We start from the raw sequence: 15534 nt of genomic DNA, 5'->3' as shown, positions 1-15534 counted from the left end.
TATAAATTTTAATTATACAAATTAAATCAAATTCAAGAACAGGTATGTGGTGCTTTAATGGGTTTTAATGGTACTTTTTACTTTAAATAAAAAACACTGATAAATGTCATTGTTTATAAAATAATACCATCGGCCATTTCAATAATTCTATCACTGGCTTTTGCAAAATCATTGTCGTGGGTTACCGCAAGTACCGTTTGATTAAATTCGGTCGTCAGATGTTTGAACAAATCAAAAACAATTGCTGCATTTTTACTGTCTAAATTTCCTGTTGGTTCGTCGCCCATAATGATTTTCGGATCGTTTATTAAGGCTCTGGCAATGGCAACGCGCTGTTGTTGTCCACCTGAAAGTTTGGAAGCGGGTTTTAATGCTTGGTCTTTCAAATCTAATTTTTCTAAAATGGAATACGCTCTTGATTCAATTTCTTCTTTAGAATATTTTCCTAATTTGAGTGCGGGAATCATCACGTTTTTTAAACTTGAAAATTCAGGTAATAAATAATGGAACTGAAAAACAAAACCTATTTTTTCATTGCGAATGGCAGCTAACTGTTCTTTTGTTTTTTTGGTTAAATTTTCACCGTCTAAAATAATATTCCCTTCATAATCTGTATCCATTGTTGAGAGAAGGTATAATAAAGTCGATTTTCCCGAACCTGATTTTCCTACCATAGTTACAAATTCTCCTTTGTGAATGTCAAAAGAAATATCATTCAATACCTTAAATTTTTCGGGTTCGTAAAAATATTTACTAACTCCTTTTGCTTGTAATAATAGTTCTGATTGTATCATTTTCTAAAAATTGTTATAGGATCTAATTTAGCTGCTTTTCTAGCCGGAATATATCCCGCCAATGTGGTTACGATTAATCCGAATCCTATTCCTAAGCCAAAGAATTTTGGAAAAAATCGAATCGGGAAAAAACCAATATCGCCGCCAACCCACATATTACCCATTACTTTCACTAAAAGCATCGCTAACACCAAACCAAATGCAATCCCGATTAATCCAATAACAATGGCTTCTTTTACAAAAATTCGGATGACATCTTTGCCTGAAAATCCAATCGCTTTGAGAATCGCAATATCATTCAGTTTTTCCATGATAGTCATATTCAAAATATTGTAAATGCCAAAAGCTGCTACCAGCATGATCGAAAAAGAAATAGCCATAGCCATCATTTTCCTGATTTTATTCGCTGCCGCTGCCGAAGCGTTGGCTGTTTCCCAATCTTCAACTTCATATCCACTTAACTGTTTGAATTTTGGAATTAGTTTTTTAGCTGTTTCATAATCATTGATATTCACATATATATCGGTTATGAAACTCGCGCCCTGTTTGTTGAGTTGTTGCGCTGCCGAAATGTTGGTATACGATAGTGTTTTGTCGGTATTTGTAACTCCGGTTTTCAATAACGCGACCACTTTCATCACTTTAGAAACGCCATAAGCTGTAGTCACCGAAATATTATCAGCCAACCGAACATTCAGTTTTTCAGCAATTCCAACTCCTAGAATGATTCCGTTTTGATTGGCTTTTAAGTCGGAATATTTACCTTCAACAATGTATTGTTCCAATTGAAACATCGTATTTTGCTCTTCGATATTCACGCCGGAAGTTCTTCCCGTTACTTGTGCTTCTCCATTATTGTAAAACACATTTGCCGAAACATTTGGCGTTACGCCGATTACCTCAGGTTGTTTTTTCAGCGCTTCAATGATTAAATTCGGATTGATTAATTTTTTGCTTTCTTTCGTGATTTTAGGATTGGTGAGCAAAGCTAAATCGGTTTTGCTGGTTTTAATTAAGGGCTGACTGATGTGTTCTTCTTTATAAATGCGTAAATGTGGCGTCGATTTAAATAAACTTTCAACAGAATATACTTCAAAACCATACATCAGCGAATTCATAAAAATAAAAATGGCAATCCCAACCGTAACTCCTAATGCAGCGACCATCGTCTGTTTCTTTTTGGAAATCAAATGGATAAAAGCAATTTCAGAATTGATATTGTGTTTGTAGTTTTTCATCAGTACAGTTCTTTTAATACGATTTGATTTTCTTTTAAACCCGCTAGTATTTCAACATAATCAGAGGAAACAATCCCTGTTTTTACTGCTATTGGTTTTCTGTCTTCATCCAAAACTTTGTTACCATAACCCAAAAAACTTCTTGGAATAACTAAGGCATTTTGCTTTTTATTCACAAAAATATTAGCTTCTAATTGGGTTCCGGAAATGGCAAAATCCATAGGTTCCGTGAAAATGGCTTTTATAACGAAGGATTGTGATTGCTCATCAAAAGTGGACAGTATTTCTGAAATAACGCCTTTGTAGGTTTTGTCGCTGTTTACGTTCAGTTTTACCACGATTTGCTGGTTCAATTTTATCTTTCCCATATTACTTTCATCGACATTCAAATTGGCATAAATTTTTTGGTTATTGGCAATCACCGCAATAATATCGCCTTTACGGACATAGTCGCCCACTTGCTTTTTCTGTTTGTAAATTTTGCCGTTTACCAATGCTTTTACTTCATTAAAATCCTGAAGAACCAGACTGTTTTCCAGTTGTTGGTTTTGAACAATTACTTGCTGATTGGCTTGAACCAAAAGATTTTGATATTGTTGTTCCAATGCCGAGACTGAAGCTCTCGAATTGCTCACGGCAATCAATATATTTTCGTACTCAACCTTAGCAATGCTGTTACTTTCAACGAGTTTTTTATATCGAACAGCTAATAATTCATCTTGTTGGAGTTTTAATTTTGCTGCGTTTAGATTGGCTTTTGATTGTTGTAAAAGTGGCGCATTGGAACTAGTATTTGCTTTTGCGATTTGCAACAATTTGGAACCACTTTTAGTATTGATAGTACTTTGCGGATTGTCGATTACAGCCAAAATTTTTCCAACAGCCAGTTCATCGCCTTCATTAAAATTGATTTTGGTGATGTATCCTTCCGTTTGTGCCATCAAATTGTATTCGTCATCGGCTTTTAAAGTTCCCGATGCAAAAACCATTTCGGTGATGTTTTTGCGTTCTACTTTGCTTTCTTCCGTTTTTTTACCACAGGAAAAAAGCAGTGCAAGTGATGCTAAAATTAGTGTGCTTTTTACTATTGTTTTCATTATTGAATGGTGTTGTTGAGGTTGATTTTAGTGGTCAAATAGGAAATATTGGTGGCTATCACTTTTAGATTAAGTTCGGCATTTAATTTATCATTAAAAGAAATCATTAAATTATCAAGCGAAATCAAATCCTGATGGTATATTTCTAAATTTTTAGTGTAGGTGTCAATTTTCAGTGCAGTAATTTTTTGGTTAATCACATAACTGTCAACTGCTTTCTGATGCTCTAATTTCAACTGTTGGTTTTGATTGTTTTCCTGAAGGGAATTGTGTTTTGCATTTTCTTTAGCAATCGCAGCACTTGTTTTTAAATTTCTTTTTTGCAGATATTTAGAAGCGTCCGGCAGTACATAATTCAATCGAAGTCCTACATAAGAGGCTTGAAACGTATTTGAATTTGGATTAAAAAAGCCCGCATTACTATTGTCTTGATAGGTCCAGTTTCCCACTAATGAAAGTGTTGGAAAAAAGGAGGAATTGAAACTTTTCAACTCTTGATTGGAAACCTCTTGAAGCAACTTGCTCTGTTGACTCAATAAAGTATTGGTAACATCCAAAATAGTATTTTCCGTTGCATTTTCTTGCGTATCACTTATTTCTAAAACAGTTGTAATTGGAATATCGCAGGCTGTTTTCAAAATGTTATTCTGTTGGAGTAGGACAGTAGCCAGTTGTGTTTCTTTATCTTCAATCTGCAATACATTTGCAGTCGCTTGATTCAAATCTTGTTGTCTGGCCAGACCTTCTTTTTGTTTGTTAGAAACAATGTCTTCAATCTTTTTAGTATTCGAATAATTAGCATGTAGTATTTCAATTTGTTTTTGAATGGAAACGATGTTGTAATAGGTGGTTGCTATAGTTTCAAAAAGATTTTTCTTGACTAATAAAGTCGTTGTGACGGCATAGTTTTCATTGATTTTGGACGCTTTTATTTTCTGCCAAGCCGGAATATTTATCAGATCAATTTGCGGAGTAATAGCAATGGTACTGACGTATTGTTGTCCAAATTGTGTTTCTTTGAACGTACCGGGAACACCGCCAAAGATTTGTGCCGGCAAATAATTAGAAGGTAATTGTAAATTATCCGTAGCCGAAGCCGAAGCCGTTGCTCGTGGATTAAACGCATTTATTTTTGAAATTAAAGTTTGGTACTTTGACAATGCCACTTGTTCGCTAGAAATTTTAAGTATTGCCGCATTTTTTTCGGCATAATGTAAAACTTGATCAATGGAGTTAAATGAAACCACATCTTGGGCTTTTGATTGAAAACCAAGCAAAATGAGTAGTAGTATTTGAAGTATATTTTTCATTATAATTTATTTAATGAGTAGTAAATTGCTGTCCATTTTTGCGTTTATCCAATGTTTTACATTTGCTTCAATAATTATATAGTCACCTGTGAGGAGTATTTCTTTTTTATGATTTTCATTCTCAAAAATTACATTCCCATCAATACATACTAATAATGCTGGTGTTTTTGTACTATGTTCTTTGAGTTGCTCATTCTTTAAAATTTTAAGCGCAATAACATTTCCTTCCATTGCTTTAAATAATTGCAATGTTGAAACAGCTTTGTCACTAATATGTAGATTGTTTAGTTTCATTTTAATTTTATATGGATTAAAGTAAGTACAGATTGTATCATCTTATTTCCTTCGATTTCAATATCAAATTGGAATTCTGCCATGCGCCATTTGTACATTTGGAGTCGAAAAGTTCCCATTACGATATGCGTTAAATCATCAGCAGAAATGGCAGTGGTGAAAACACCTAAGTGCTGCCCTTCAATCAGCAGTGGTTTTAGATGTTTGATTTTGACACTCATTATTTTATAAATCATTTCGTTGATACGTTGGCTTTCTTTCATTAAGCCATCAGAAAAAACGGCTACAACAAAGTGTGGATTTTGTTTAAAAAATGAATATTGATTTTGAAATAATTTTACAAACTGCTCTTTTTGATTTTCATTTATAGAATGCGATGCTGTTAATCTTTCATCCATATTTGTAGCTAAAAAATCTAGTAAGGCAATGATGATTTCCTCTTTGCTTTCAAAATGTCTGTAAATAGCACTTTCAGAAAATTGCATTTCTTTGGCAAGCTCTTTTATGGTCAAACCACTAACGCCCGATGCAGTTAGAATTCTTCCGGCCGCTTTAATTATCTCCAGTTGTTTTGCTGAAATTTCCATTTTATATTTATTTTAAAATAAGTAAGTGAATATTCACTCTGCAAATATGAGGACAGCAAATGGTTTTAATGGTGATATTTATCACATAAGGAAAAAAAATCCCTTTCAATTTTACTCAAAAGGGATAACAAACAAAAAAATAAATGGGTAATAACTATTATGCAGTTCCTTTTAAAATTTTATTCCAATATAACCAAGGTAATACTTTTGTTTTAAGGATCCACATGGCCCAATTTGGTTTTGCCTGATTTATTGGAAAAGTCATTTTTGGCGTATTAGTATAATCAAATTCAGCTAACATTAATTTTCCGTATTGAGTAGGAATAGGGCAGGCGCTATAGCCATCGTATTGTGCTGTCATTTTTTGATTATCCATAATTGCCAAAAGATTTTCTACCACAACCGGAGCTTGTTTTCTAATTGCCGCACCCGTTTTACTACACGGCGCATTGGTGCAATCTCCAAGAGCAAATACATTTGAAAAACGAGTATGCTGCATTGTGTTTTTGTCAATTTCCACATATCCTAATGGATTTGCGGTGTCGCGCAATGGACTATTTTTTATAAAATCAGGAGCTGATTGTGGTGGAACTGTATGGCATAAATCGAAATTCAATGTTACTTTTTTAAGTTCTGTATCAGCGCTATTTTCTATTATACCGTAGCAGCCGGCATTTTTAGAAGATAATTTCTGGTTTAGGTTTTCATCAATTTCTTTGGTTTCAAATTCAACTGTTTTCTTTTCACCATCTATCGCCGTAACATTAGCACCATAATGAACGTGAATATTATATTTAGCCACAACTTTTTTTAATGTATCGGCATATTCTTTGACACCAAATATTACGCCTGCTCCAGAAATATAATGAACATCACATTTGTCCAAAATTCCTTTCTTCCGCCAATAATCGCAAGCCAAATACATAATTTTGTGAGGTGCTCCTCCACATTTGATAGGTGTTGTTGGGTTTGTGAAAACTGCCGTACCTCCTTTGAAATTTTCAATCATTTCCCATGTGTAAGGTGCGTGTTGAAAGGAGTAGTTGCTGCTAACATTGTTTTTTCCAAGCGTTTCCTTAAGTCCTTTTATTTTATTCCAATCCAATTGAATCCCGGGACAAACCACTAAGTAATCATAAGTGAATTCATCACCTGTAAGGCATTTTACTCTGTTTTCATCAGGCATAAATTCAGCTACAGCCTCTTTGATCCAAGTTGTATTCTTTGGAATTACATCTTTTTCATTACGAACGGTTTTATTAATATCAAATATACCGGCACCAACCAATGTCCATGCAGGTTGATAATAATGTTTTTCAGATGGATCAATGATTCCGATGTTTAGATTACTTCTTTTGATAAGTAATTGGGAAGCGACAGAAAGTCCTGCATTTCCACCACCGATGATTAGTATTTGATAATGATTAGCCATTTTTTTTGATTTTTTTATTGAGAATATAAACGTAAAGAATTTACAAACAGACTATTGTGACTTTTGTCACATACGTGTGTTATTTTAGGAATAACTCTTTGGTGATGATATAAATACCCATTACCAAAACAAACCAACCAAAAGCAGGTTTTAGTTTTGCACCATCAATCTTTTTGGATAATGCAGTTCCAATAAAAATTCCAACAATTGCAAAACCTGAAATGGTAAATAAGAACTGCCAATCAATAATACTTTCTCCACCTTCTCCAAAAAAGCCTATTAATGATTTGGCTGCAATAATTACAAGCGATGTTCCAACCGCTTCTTTCATGGGTAATTTACTCAGAATAACTAACGCAGGAATTATTAAAAATCCTCCACCTGCACCAACTAAACCTGTAATAATTCCAACAATTGCACCTTCAATAAGTATCAATGGATAATTGAATTTTTGTTCTCCGGCTTCTTCTATTGTATTTTTTTTATCTTTTTTAATCATTGTGTAAGATGCAATAACCATGATTACAGCAAAAAGTAACATTAAAAAAAGATCTTTAGTTAGTGTGAAGTTTTCTGTTGAAAAGATCTCTTTAGGTATTGCAGGAACGATAAAAGCTCTTGTAGTAAAAACGGCGATAATTGATGGGATGCCAAAAACAATGGCTGTTTTTATGTTTACCAACCCTTTTTTGAAATAGCCAACAGTTCCTACCGCGCTGGTTAGACCAACAATAAACAACGAATAAGCAGTTGCTAGTACGGGTTCAACTGCAAATAAATAAACTAAAACGGGCACAGTAAGAATGGAGCCACCGCCACCAATCAGTCCTAAAGCAACGCCAATTAGAATTGACGCAAAATAACCTATATATTCCATAATTATAAATTTTATACTGCAAATATTGCTAGTTAAAATTTTACAATCTGTAACATTTATCACATAGGGAGATTTATTTTAAAAGTTCAATATTATTGCGATGCATTTTTAGTACCCCTCGTTGCTCTAGTTTTTTGAGTAATCGAGAAATAACTTCTCTAGAAGTATTGAGTTCAGTTGCAATTTCTTGATGCGACAATTTTAAATCATCACAATCACAAGCATCTCTATGCCTTTTTAAGTAAAATTCCAAGCGTTCGTCCATTGCTCTAAAAGCAATACTGTCAATTACATCAAGCACTTCCTCAAACCTACTTCGATACGTATCAATTACAAATTCATACCAACTGCGATGTTGCATCATCCATTTATCCATCAATTGCAATGGCACCATAATTAATTCTACATCCTCAACTACTTTTGCCATAATTTGGCTTTTTTGATTTTTTGTTGCACATATCATAGAAATAGCACAGGCTTGACCTGGCTGTAAATAATACATGAAAAATTCGCTGCCTTCTTCATCTTCTCGATAGATTTTTATTTTACCACTCAAAACGAGCACTGTATTTTTTATGTACTGACCTGTTCGCATAATAACATCTCCAGCAGCAAAAGATTGCTGTAGGGCATTTGTATTAATGTCTATTAGAAGAGCATTTGAGAAGGATGGGAATTTTTTTTTAAGGATATCGTTCATTTATTTGTTTTTTGAAAGTTCATAAAAGTAGTCAAAAATAGATTTTAGAATTTATTTTTTTTAAATAGTTTAATTGTTTTAGCTAATACATTTATTTTAATGACTTATTCTGGATCAATTTTTCAAATTTATACCATCGTGAATAAGTTATACTAATTGTAGCAGTTTTTTTTTTTTTCGTCAGTGTGTGCAGTTAAGGCAGACACAATCTTGGCTGCCTTTTTAGTTCGTTTCTTATGAAAAACTCATTTAAACCTCTTGTAAAAAGAGTATAACTTCTTGTTCAATCAGAGAAAACCTCTTTCTTTTTTGTTCGTCGGTACTTACTCTGACATATAAATAAGCATTTTTCATAGCAAAAATTGTGTAGTGATTACTTTATTTACTTTTATTAGGGAGCATGTCTAGGTATCTCATTTGCTTATTATATTTTTACGAAAATAATAAGGTTTTGGATAAATTAACAGCTAGATATTAGTGATATTAATTATAATATGAACATGATACTATTGAATTAAAAATGAATACTTTAAAAAACGGAAAAATAACTGGGTATATGGTGATGAAATTTTTTAATAGGCTAAAAAAGGTTGGGAAAATCGCCTGAGAATTCCGTGGAGATACATTATTTGCCAGCTTTACATTTATTCGGGACGTTAATAAAAAAATAACATATAAAAATCCAATGGCATTTCTAAAGCGAGGGAATGAACTTATTTTAGGCAATGGGAAAGTACAAAATACTTTGTGTGCCTCTTATTTTGTTAAGGGCACTATAGATTTTGAACGTGTTAAATTTAAATTTACAACTGTTGATTTTATCTATAAATGATGAACAAAAAAGGGAGAGTTATTTTCCCCTTTTTGGATATTTAACATTAAATCAAAGCCTTAGCAATTATGATAAGATTTTTAACTATTGTGGTTGTTTCTCCTACTTCAAATCTCAAATTATTTGTCCTATTTTATTCTCTGTCTAATGCTTTAAAACTATTTCTGTTATATTTTACGGTTTTCCGTAAATACATTTAAATTATAGTATAATTACTTTAAATGCTCAATCTTCACCACCTCCGACCTCAAAGCTTTAGTACCGCTTTCATTCATAGTTTGCTTTACGGTTACTTTAATTCTATCATATTGAGGAGTAGGGAACTTCATCAGGTCTGAAATATTTTTATACCCAAAAGCTCTGGCTAATAAAGTTAAATGGCGAGTTGAATACTTATGTGATTCATTAATATTCTCCACATTACCTACAAAACTGCGAGCTAATCCCATACTTATACTTAACTGTTCTTGTGAGATTTTTTTCTCTAGCCTAAGCGTTTTTATATGATTTATCAGGTCAAAATCAAATTGCGATATGGTATATTCTGTAATTTTCATCATTAATTTCGTGAAATTTTACACCTATATATTGGTGTATTAAATAATTTTAGTATATTTGTTCTAGCGAATTGACAATTAGCCTCTTTTGGCATAATTTAAACGATGTTTTCTCGTTCCGTAAAGTCCTATTTAGCAGACGAGAGTATCGTGAAATCGCTCCATGTCAAAAAGTTTCTTACTTTTGTATACGGCATGCGAGCGGTTCTCACATATGCTTTCAATTGCATACAATAATTATTAATTATTGTAAGGGTCGTAGGACACCCACGGATTGAAAGTGTGAGACCGCTCCTTGCTTTTTCTGCAAAGATGCTTCATACCACGAAATACATCGTTCCATAACCATAAACCTATAAATTATGAGAACGATTTTTTTATGTACAACCGTTACCAAACCACCTTAACTACCTGCTAAAAGCAAGCTGCCTTTTGTTATCCCAAAACTGAAATAAACATTGTGTTAGGATAGAAAAACACCGAGAAGTACTCTTATCAGAGACACTTCCCCCATCAGAATTTTAGTGCTGATGTGTTTAACTCTACCTTGATATATAAAAAAGGGAATTATATAAAATAACAATCCCCTCTATATCAAACCTCAACCCAAACCTAAAATTCTTTTGGTACTTAGATTTAAGCTTTCCCTCTTTAAACTCGCACTTTAAAAGTATTGCCTTTATTTCTATTTTCCAAATGGTACATTAAAATTTTAAAGTTTGTTTCAGAAATGAGAGCAAAAGGAGCTTTTTAAACCCTAAACCCATTATTCATAAATCCCAGTTAGGAAAATACCCTTTTTGTAACTGGTCGGGAATACCTATGCCAACTTTAAACCAATGACCAATGACCAATAACCGATAACGATGGACGAACAACGATAAACGATTACTACTAAAACACCTGCACTGAAAGGTCCTTTGAATAAAAACACCTAGTTAATTTAATTTGAATTTGTTAATAAAAGTGCAGGTAATTTAGCCACAACAGCAACTCATAACCCCTAACTAAAACACACACACACATGAAATACTACAGACAAATACAAATAGGAATAATTATACTTTTTATAGCAACGATGTGCATGTGGATTTATGGTTGAGATATAGGTTATTTAGCAGCAACATCAACTCATAACTAAAAAACGCCTATGATATAGTAAAAAACACTATCCCTAAAGACTTTAAGACATTCTACTGGATGACTTTAAGACAAAACAAAAAAAGTCCCCTAACTCGCCGGCAAGCTAAACTAGAGGACCATAGCAAAACAAAACTCACATTTCATTTAACTAAACCAATATCATGAAATGAGCATAACGCTGATGCGATGCAAGCACCAATAGCTATTTGCGAATTACATATGACCGATAAAAAACATTAAATATAAACATATGAAAAATATTTCATTAAACAAAGGCTTGGGAGCACTTTGGTATCCGCTTATTTTCGGACTTTACCTCTGCTGCACTCCTGTTCTAGCCAACAAGGTACTAAGGCAAATACAGTCCCCACCCCAACAAATCCAAATAAGCGGCACCATCACTGATGGTACTAGCCCTTTACCCGGTGTGACAATTTCCATAAAAGGAAAAAGAAACAATACCGTTAACTCCGACTTCAACGGGCAATACATCCTTTCGGCTACCGCTACAGATACTTTGATGGTCTCTTTCATAGGATTCAAAACAGCAATAGTTCCCATAAACGGTCGTAAAACTGTCAACATACAATTACAGGAAGACATAACTTCTTTACAAGAAGTCCGCGTCAATGCAGGCTACTACTCTGTCAAAGAAAAGGAGCGTACGGGAAGTATTGCCAAAATCACTTCCAAAGACATAGAAAAGCAACCCGTTAATAATCCCCTTGCTGCCATGCAGGGGCGTATGTCTGGTGTCAATATTATTCAATCCACGGGTATTCCTGGTGGTGGTTTCAATATACAAATTCGTGGTATCAATAGTATCCGCGGCGATGGAAATGAACCGCTTTATATTGTAAATGGTTTACCCTATTCTTCACAATCATTGGGAGACGCAACCATTGCATCCACTGCGATTTTAGGAGTAACAAACCCTCTCAATACTATTAATTCTTCCGATATTGAAAGTATTGAAGTCCTAAAAGATGCAGATGCGACAGCCATTTACGGCTCGCGTGGGGCAAATGGCGTAGTATTAATTACTACAAAAAAGGGTAAGGCTGGTGAAACAAAATTTAATGTAAATGCTTTTACTACGGTTGGAAAAGTAACCCGCACTTTAGATCTGATGAATACCCCGCAATACCTCGCAATGCGTGCAGAAGCATTCTCCAATGATGGAATAACCCAATATCCTGATGATGCATATGACATCAACGGAACATGGGACCAAAAGCGCTATACCGATTGGAAAAAGGAACTGATTGGAGGAACGGCATACATAAACAATGTTCAGGTATCAGTTTCCGGAGGAAATCCAAATACGCAGTATTTGCTTAGCGCAACCTATCGTAAAGAAACTACCGTGTTTCCAGGGGAGTCGAATTATAGTAAAGGGGTGGTTCATAGCAGCATAAGCCATAAGTCTGCCGACAAGCGTTTTAATCTGAATTTCTCAGCAGACTATTCCAGTGATAAAAACACGCTGCCGGGTAGGGATTTGACTGCCCGTGCTTATGCCTTGGCACCAAATGCACCTGCGCTATATGACGCTGCCGGCAACTTAAATTGGGAAGAAGGAACCTTTGATAATCCTCTTGCCTATTTACAGGCAACATATCTGAACAGCATGCAAAACCTCATCGCCAATACACTGTTGTCTTACCAGATACTTCCGAGACTTGAACTAAAAACGAGCCTGGGATATAACAACACAAGCTTATCGCAAAGTTACACAAGACCCACAAGCATATTCAATCCTTTTGACACCTCAACCCATGAGGCTTCTTTATATCTGAGCTCCGGAAACGGGAAATCGTGGATTATTGAGCCGCAACTGAGTTATGAAAAAAGTTGGGGCAAAATCGCGATGAATTTCCTTATCGGAACTACATTCCAAAATCAAAAAACGACACAATTGGCACAATCAGGCTCAGGTTTTACTAGTGATGCGCTTATAAATAACCTTGATGCGGCAACAAGGGTTTCGGTACTCAATCATAAGGTTGTTGAATACAATTATACAGCGGTTTTTGCCCGTTTAAATCTGAATTTTAAAGAAAAATACTTTATCAATCTGACGGGTCGACGCGATGGTTCAAGTCGTTTCGGTCCGGAAAACCGTTTTGCAAGTTTCGGTGCGATCGGTGCTGCATGGTTAGTGTCAAATGAATCATTTCTAAAAAATAATGAGGTGTTGAGTTTTGCAAAATTTCGGGGCAGCTATGGAATCACAGGAAACGACCAGATTGGAGATTACCAGTATCTGGATACATACGAAGTGTCGCGATATCTTTATGATGGCGTGGTTGGCTTAACACCAGCACGTTTATTCAATCCCAATTTTGGATGGGAAACAAATAAAAAAATGGAAGTGGCGATAGAACTGGGTTTCTTAAAAGACAACATATTTCTAACGGCAGCATATTTCAAAAACCAGTCGTCAAGTCAATTGGTCGGAGTTCCACTTCCCGGTACAACCGGCTTTGCTTCAATTCAGTCCAACCTTGATGCGACCGTTCAAAATACAGGCTTTGAATTGGAATTGCGAACCGTCAACTTTCGCAAAAAGGATTTTTCCTGGACAACAACTCTAAACTTGACAGTTCCAAAAAATAAACTGATGGCATTTCCAAACCTTGAAAGCTCTACTTATGCAAATAGCTTGGTCGTGGGAGAATCATTGTTTATAAATAAGGTTTTCAACCATACAGGAATTGACCCTGATTCTGGTGCGTATACCTTTCAGGACTACAATGGTGACGGACAAATAACGTTCGATAGTGACCGTCAAAAAGTTGTCGATACAGCTCCCAAATATTATGGCGGTTTCGGTAATCAGCTGTCATATAAAAATTGGGGGTTTGATTTTCTTTTTCAGTATGTCAAACAACAAGGCAAAAATTATTTGTATTCTTCTTCATTGGCAGGAACTTTTACAAATCAGCCTGCCGAAATTGGAAATCATTTCCCACTGAACGGTACCGGAGCGATAGCACAGCAATATACAACAGGGGATAATTCTGCTGTGGTAGACGCATTTTACAATTTTATCGAAAGCGATGCGGCATATAGCGACGCCTCTTTTATCAGGCTCAAAAGTGTAAATCTTTCCTATACAATTCCGTCCGCATGGTCAAAAACTTTTACAGGAAGAGTATACCTGCAAACTCAAAACCTGTTCACTTTTACACACTATCGCGGTGCTGACCCGGAAAACCAATCTACAACAACGGTACCTCCTTTACGACAGTTTACTTTAGGCTTTCAGTTAGGATTCTAATCTTAAAAAATAGTACAAATGAAATATATAAATCGAATAATTGTAGCCATCATCGTATGTTGGCTTTACAGCTGCGAAAGTTTTACCGAAGTTGATACTCCGCAATCCCAGCTTACTTCTCCGGCAGTATTTGAAAATGTGACTACAGCAAATGCAGCAATGGCTAATATTTACGCACGCTTACGGGAAGACGGGATGGTTACTGGCACACCAGGCGGCCTATCAAGTTTAATGGCGAACTATTCGGATGAAATGCAATTTTATGGTTCAAGTATCGACATGGAGCAGTTTAACAACCATACAATTGTTCCTTCAAACAGCTTGATAGCATCTTTATGGAATGGAACGTACGGAGAAATTTACGCAGCAAATGCAATCCTTGAAGGATTAGCAAATTCAACTGCCATTCCTGACGAAGACAAAGCACGACTAACTGGTGAAGCTTTATTCCTGCGGGGGTATCTGCACTTTTACTTGGTAAATGTATTTGGGGATGTTCCATATGTAACTTCAACGGATTATAATAACAATTCCACGATCTTCAAAATACCACAAGCACAGGTCTGGCAAAATATTATTTCCGATCTGACACAAGCCGAAAGTGTACTACCTGAAAATTATCCTGTCATAGAGAGGGTCCGCATAAATAAGGCTGTAGCAACGGCAATGTTGTCGCGAGTTTACCTCTATACAGAAGACTGGGTAAAGGCAGAAGAAAAAGCATCAGAAGTGATTGCAAATAATCTATATTCTTGGGAAGGTAACCCAGCAAAAGAATTTCTTCGGGAATCGCCAGCAATTATATGGGCGTTGCATCCGGGAGTTGCGGGAGTAAATACAAAAGAGGCAAGGACATTTGTTTTTTCAAGTGGACCGCCAATAAGACCTTCGCTGGCCAGCAGTCTTGTAAGCGCCTTCGAAAGTAATGATCTTAGAAGAAATCTTTGGGTTAAAACGGTCACAAATAGCTCCGGTACGTGGTATTGCGCATTCAAATACAAAAAAACTGCAAATACGGGTACTTCTCAGGAATACTCGATTTTATTCCGTCTTGCGGAGCAATATTTGATTCGTGCAGAAGCTTATGCTCACTTGGGTAACATCCCGGGAGCACAAGATGATTTAAATAAAATTCGAACTCGTGCGGGACTCCCAAATACAACGGCAGATGCTCAGGAAAGTTTACTGACAGCGATTGCACAAGAGCGACGCATGGAATTATTTACAGAACAAGGACACAGATGGTTCGATTTAAAAAGAACAGGAAAAGCCACCGAGGTTTTGAGCCCGATAAAACCCGGTTGGCAAAATACACAGGTTTTACTGCCGCTTCCTCAGACTGAATTACTCCTTAATAATAATCTCCAACCCCAAAATCCAGGATATTAAA

Annotated in this window: 12 protein-coding genes; 2 read left to right on the top strand and 10 right to left on the bottom strand. The window is 35.4% G+C overall.

Annotated elements, in window-relative coordinates; translation table 11 throughout:
- Positions 1–113: 113 nt before the first annotated feature.
- The 10 genes from BUB25_RS10680 to BUB25_RS10635 form a co-directional block, all read right to left on the bottom strand.
- Positions 114–794 carry an ABC transporter ATP-binding protein gene (locus BUB25_RS10680; RefSeq protein WP_072944100.1) on the bottom strand — a complete coding sequence of 227 codons (681 nt, stop codon included), beginning with the start codon at positions 792–794 and terminating at the stop codon, positions 114–116.
- Positions 791–2032, bottom strand: a complete 1242-nt coding sequence (locus BUB25_RS10675; RefSeq protein ID WP_072944098.1) for an ABC transporter permease — start codon at positions 2030–2032, stop codon at positions 791–793. Before BUB25_RS10675 ends, BUB25_RS10680 begins: the two co-directional genes overlap by 4 nt.
- Positions 2032–3129 carry an efflux RND transporter periplasmic adaptor subunit gene (locus BUB25_RS10670; RefSeq protein WP_072944095.1) on the bottom strand — a complete coding sequence of 366 codons (1098 nt, stop codon included), beginning with the start codon at positions 3127–3129 and terminating at the stop codon, positions 2032–2034. The genes BUB25_RS10675 and BUB25_RS10670 overlap by 1 nt, the downstream gene beginning before the upstream one ends.
- Positions 3129–4439, bottom strand: a complete 1311-nt coding sequence (locus tag BUB25_RS10665; RefSeq protein ID WP_072944093.1) for a TolC family protein — start codon at positions 4437–4439, stop codon at positions 3129–3131. Before BUB25_RS10665 ends, BUB25_RS10670 begins: the two co-directional genes overlap by 1 nt.
- A gap of 6 nt (positions 4440–4445) precedes the next feature.
- Positions 4446–4733 carry a cupin domain-containing protein gene (locus BUB25_RS10660; protein ID WP_072944091.1) on the bottom strand — a complete coding sequence of 96 codons (288 nt, stop codon included), beginning with the start codon at positions 4731–4733 and terminating at the stop codon, positions 4446–4448.
- A complete protein-coding gene (locus BUB25_RS10655) occupies positions 4730–5320 on the bottom strand; it encodes a TetR/AcrR family transcriptional regulator (RefSeq protein WP_072944088.1) in 591 nt (196 codons plus the stop codon). Before BUB25_RS10655 ends, BUB25_RS10660 begins: the two co-directional genes overlap by 4 nt.
- A gap of 157 nt (positions 5321–5477) precedes the next feature.
- Positions 5478–6752: an NAD(P)/FAD-dependent oxidoreductase gene (locus BUB25_RS10650; protein ID WP_072944085.1), complete on the bottom strand. Its 1275-nt coding sequence runs from the start codon at positions 6750–6752 to the stop codon at positions 5478–5480.
- Between the two features lie 79 nt (positions 6753–6831).
- Positions 6832–7629: a sulfite exporter TauE/SafE family protein gene (locus BUB25_RS10645; RefSeq protein WP_072944083.1), complete on the bottom strand. Its 798-nt coding sequence runs from the start codon at positions 7627–7629 to the stop codon at positions 6832–6834.
- A 73-nt stretch (positions 7630–7702) separates the two neighbouring features.
- Entirely contained in the window at positions 7703–8329 is a 627-nt protein-coding gene (locus BUB25_RS10640; RefSeq protein ID WP_072944080.1) for a Crp/Fnr family transcriptional regulator, read from the bottom strand.
- A 1044-nt stretch (positions 8330–9373) separates the two neighbouring features.
- A complete protein-coding gene (locus BUB25_RS10635; RefSeq protein WP_139256906.1) occupies positions 9374–9721 on the bottom strand; it encodes a helix-turn-helix domain-containing protein in 348 nt (115 codons plus the stop codon).
- Between the two features lie 1390 nt (positions 9722–11111).
- Here BUB25_RS10635 and BUB25_RS10630 point away from each other — a divergent pair.
- Together BUB25_RS10630 and BUB25_RS10625 are read left to right on the top strand one after the other, a co-directional pair.
- A complete protein-coding gene (locus BUB25_RS10630) occupies positions 11112–14144 on the top strand; it encodes a SusC/RagA family TonB-linked outer membrane protein (protein ID WP_072944073.1) in 3033 nt (1010 codons plus the stop codon).
- A gap of 18 nt (positions 14145–14162) precedes the next feature.
- Positions 14163–15533 carry a RagB/SusD family nutrient uptake outer membrane protein gene (locus BUB25_RS10625; RefSeq protein ID WP_072944071.1) on the top strand — a complete coding sequence of 457 codons (1371 nt, stop codon included), beginning with the start codon at positions 14163–14165 and terminating at the stop codon, positions 15531–15533.
- Position 15534: the final 1 nt, after the last annotated feature.

The sequence above is a fragment of the Flavobacterium granuli genome (assembly GCF_900129705.1).
GTDB classification, from domain to species: Bacteria; Bacteroidota; Bacteroidia; order Flavobacteriales; family Flavobacteriaceae; genus Flavobacterium; species Flavobacterium granuli.
The sequence above is the reverse complement of the archived record's forward strand: the minus strand, read 5'-3'. Positions and strand labels throughout refer to the sequence as shown.

Coding starts and splice junctions, on each gene's coding strand:
- BUB25_RS10670 (WP_072944095.1), bottom strand. CDS start 3,129: ATGAAAACAATAGTAAAAAGCACACTAATTTTAGCATCACTTGCACTG.
- BUB25_RS10640 (WP_072944080.1), bottom strand. CDS start 8,329: ATGAACGATATCCTTAAAAAAAAATTCCCATCCTTCTCAAATGCTCTT.
- BUB25_RS10625 (WP_072944071.1), top strand. CDS start 14,163: ATGAAATATATAAATCGAATAATTGTAGCCATCATCGTATGTTGGCTT.
- BUB25_RS10650 (WP_072944085.1), bottom strand. CDS start 6,752: ATGGCTAATCATTATCAAATACTAATCATCGGTGGTGGAAATGCAGGA.
- BUB25_RS10660 (WP_072944091.1), bottom strand. CDS start 4,733: ATGAAACTAAACAATCTACATATTAGTGACAAAGCTGTTTCAACATTG.
- BUB25_RS10645 (WP_072944083.1), bottom strand. CDS start 7,629: ATGGAATATATAGGTTATTTTGCGTCAATTCTAATTGGCGTTGCTTTA.
- BUB25_RS10680 (WP_072944100.1), bottom strand. CDS start 794: ATGATACAATCAGAACTATTATTACAAGCAAAAGGAGTTAGTAAATAT.
- BUB25_RS10675 (WP_072944098.1), bottom strand. CDS start 2,032: ATGAAAAACTACAAACACAATATCAATTCTGAAATTGCTTTTATCCAT.
- BUB25_RS10665 (WP_072944093.1), bottom strand. CDS start 4,439: ATGAAAAATATACTTCAAATACTACTACTCATTTTGCTTGGTTTTCAA.
- BUB25_RS10655 (WP_072944088.1), bottom strand. CDS start 5,320: ATGGAAATTTCAGCAAAACAACTGGAGATAATTAAAGCGGCCGGAAGA.
- BUB25_RS10630 (WP_072944073.1), top strand. CDS start 11,112: ATGAAAAATATTTCATTAAACAAAGGCTTGGGAGCACTTTGGTATCCG.
- BUB25_RS10635 (WP_139256906.1), bottom strand. CDS start 9,721: ATGATGAAAATTACAGAATATACCATATCGCAATTTGATTTTGACCTG.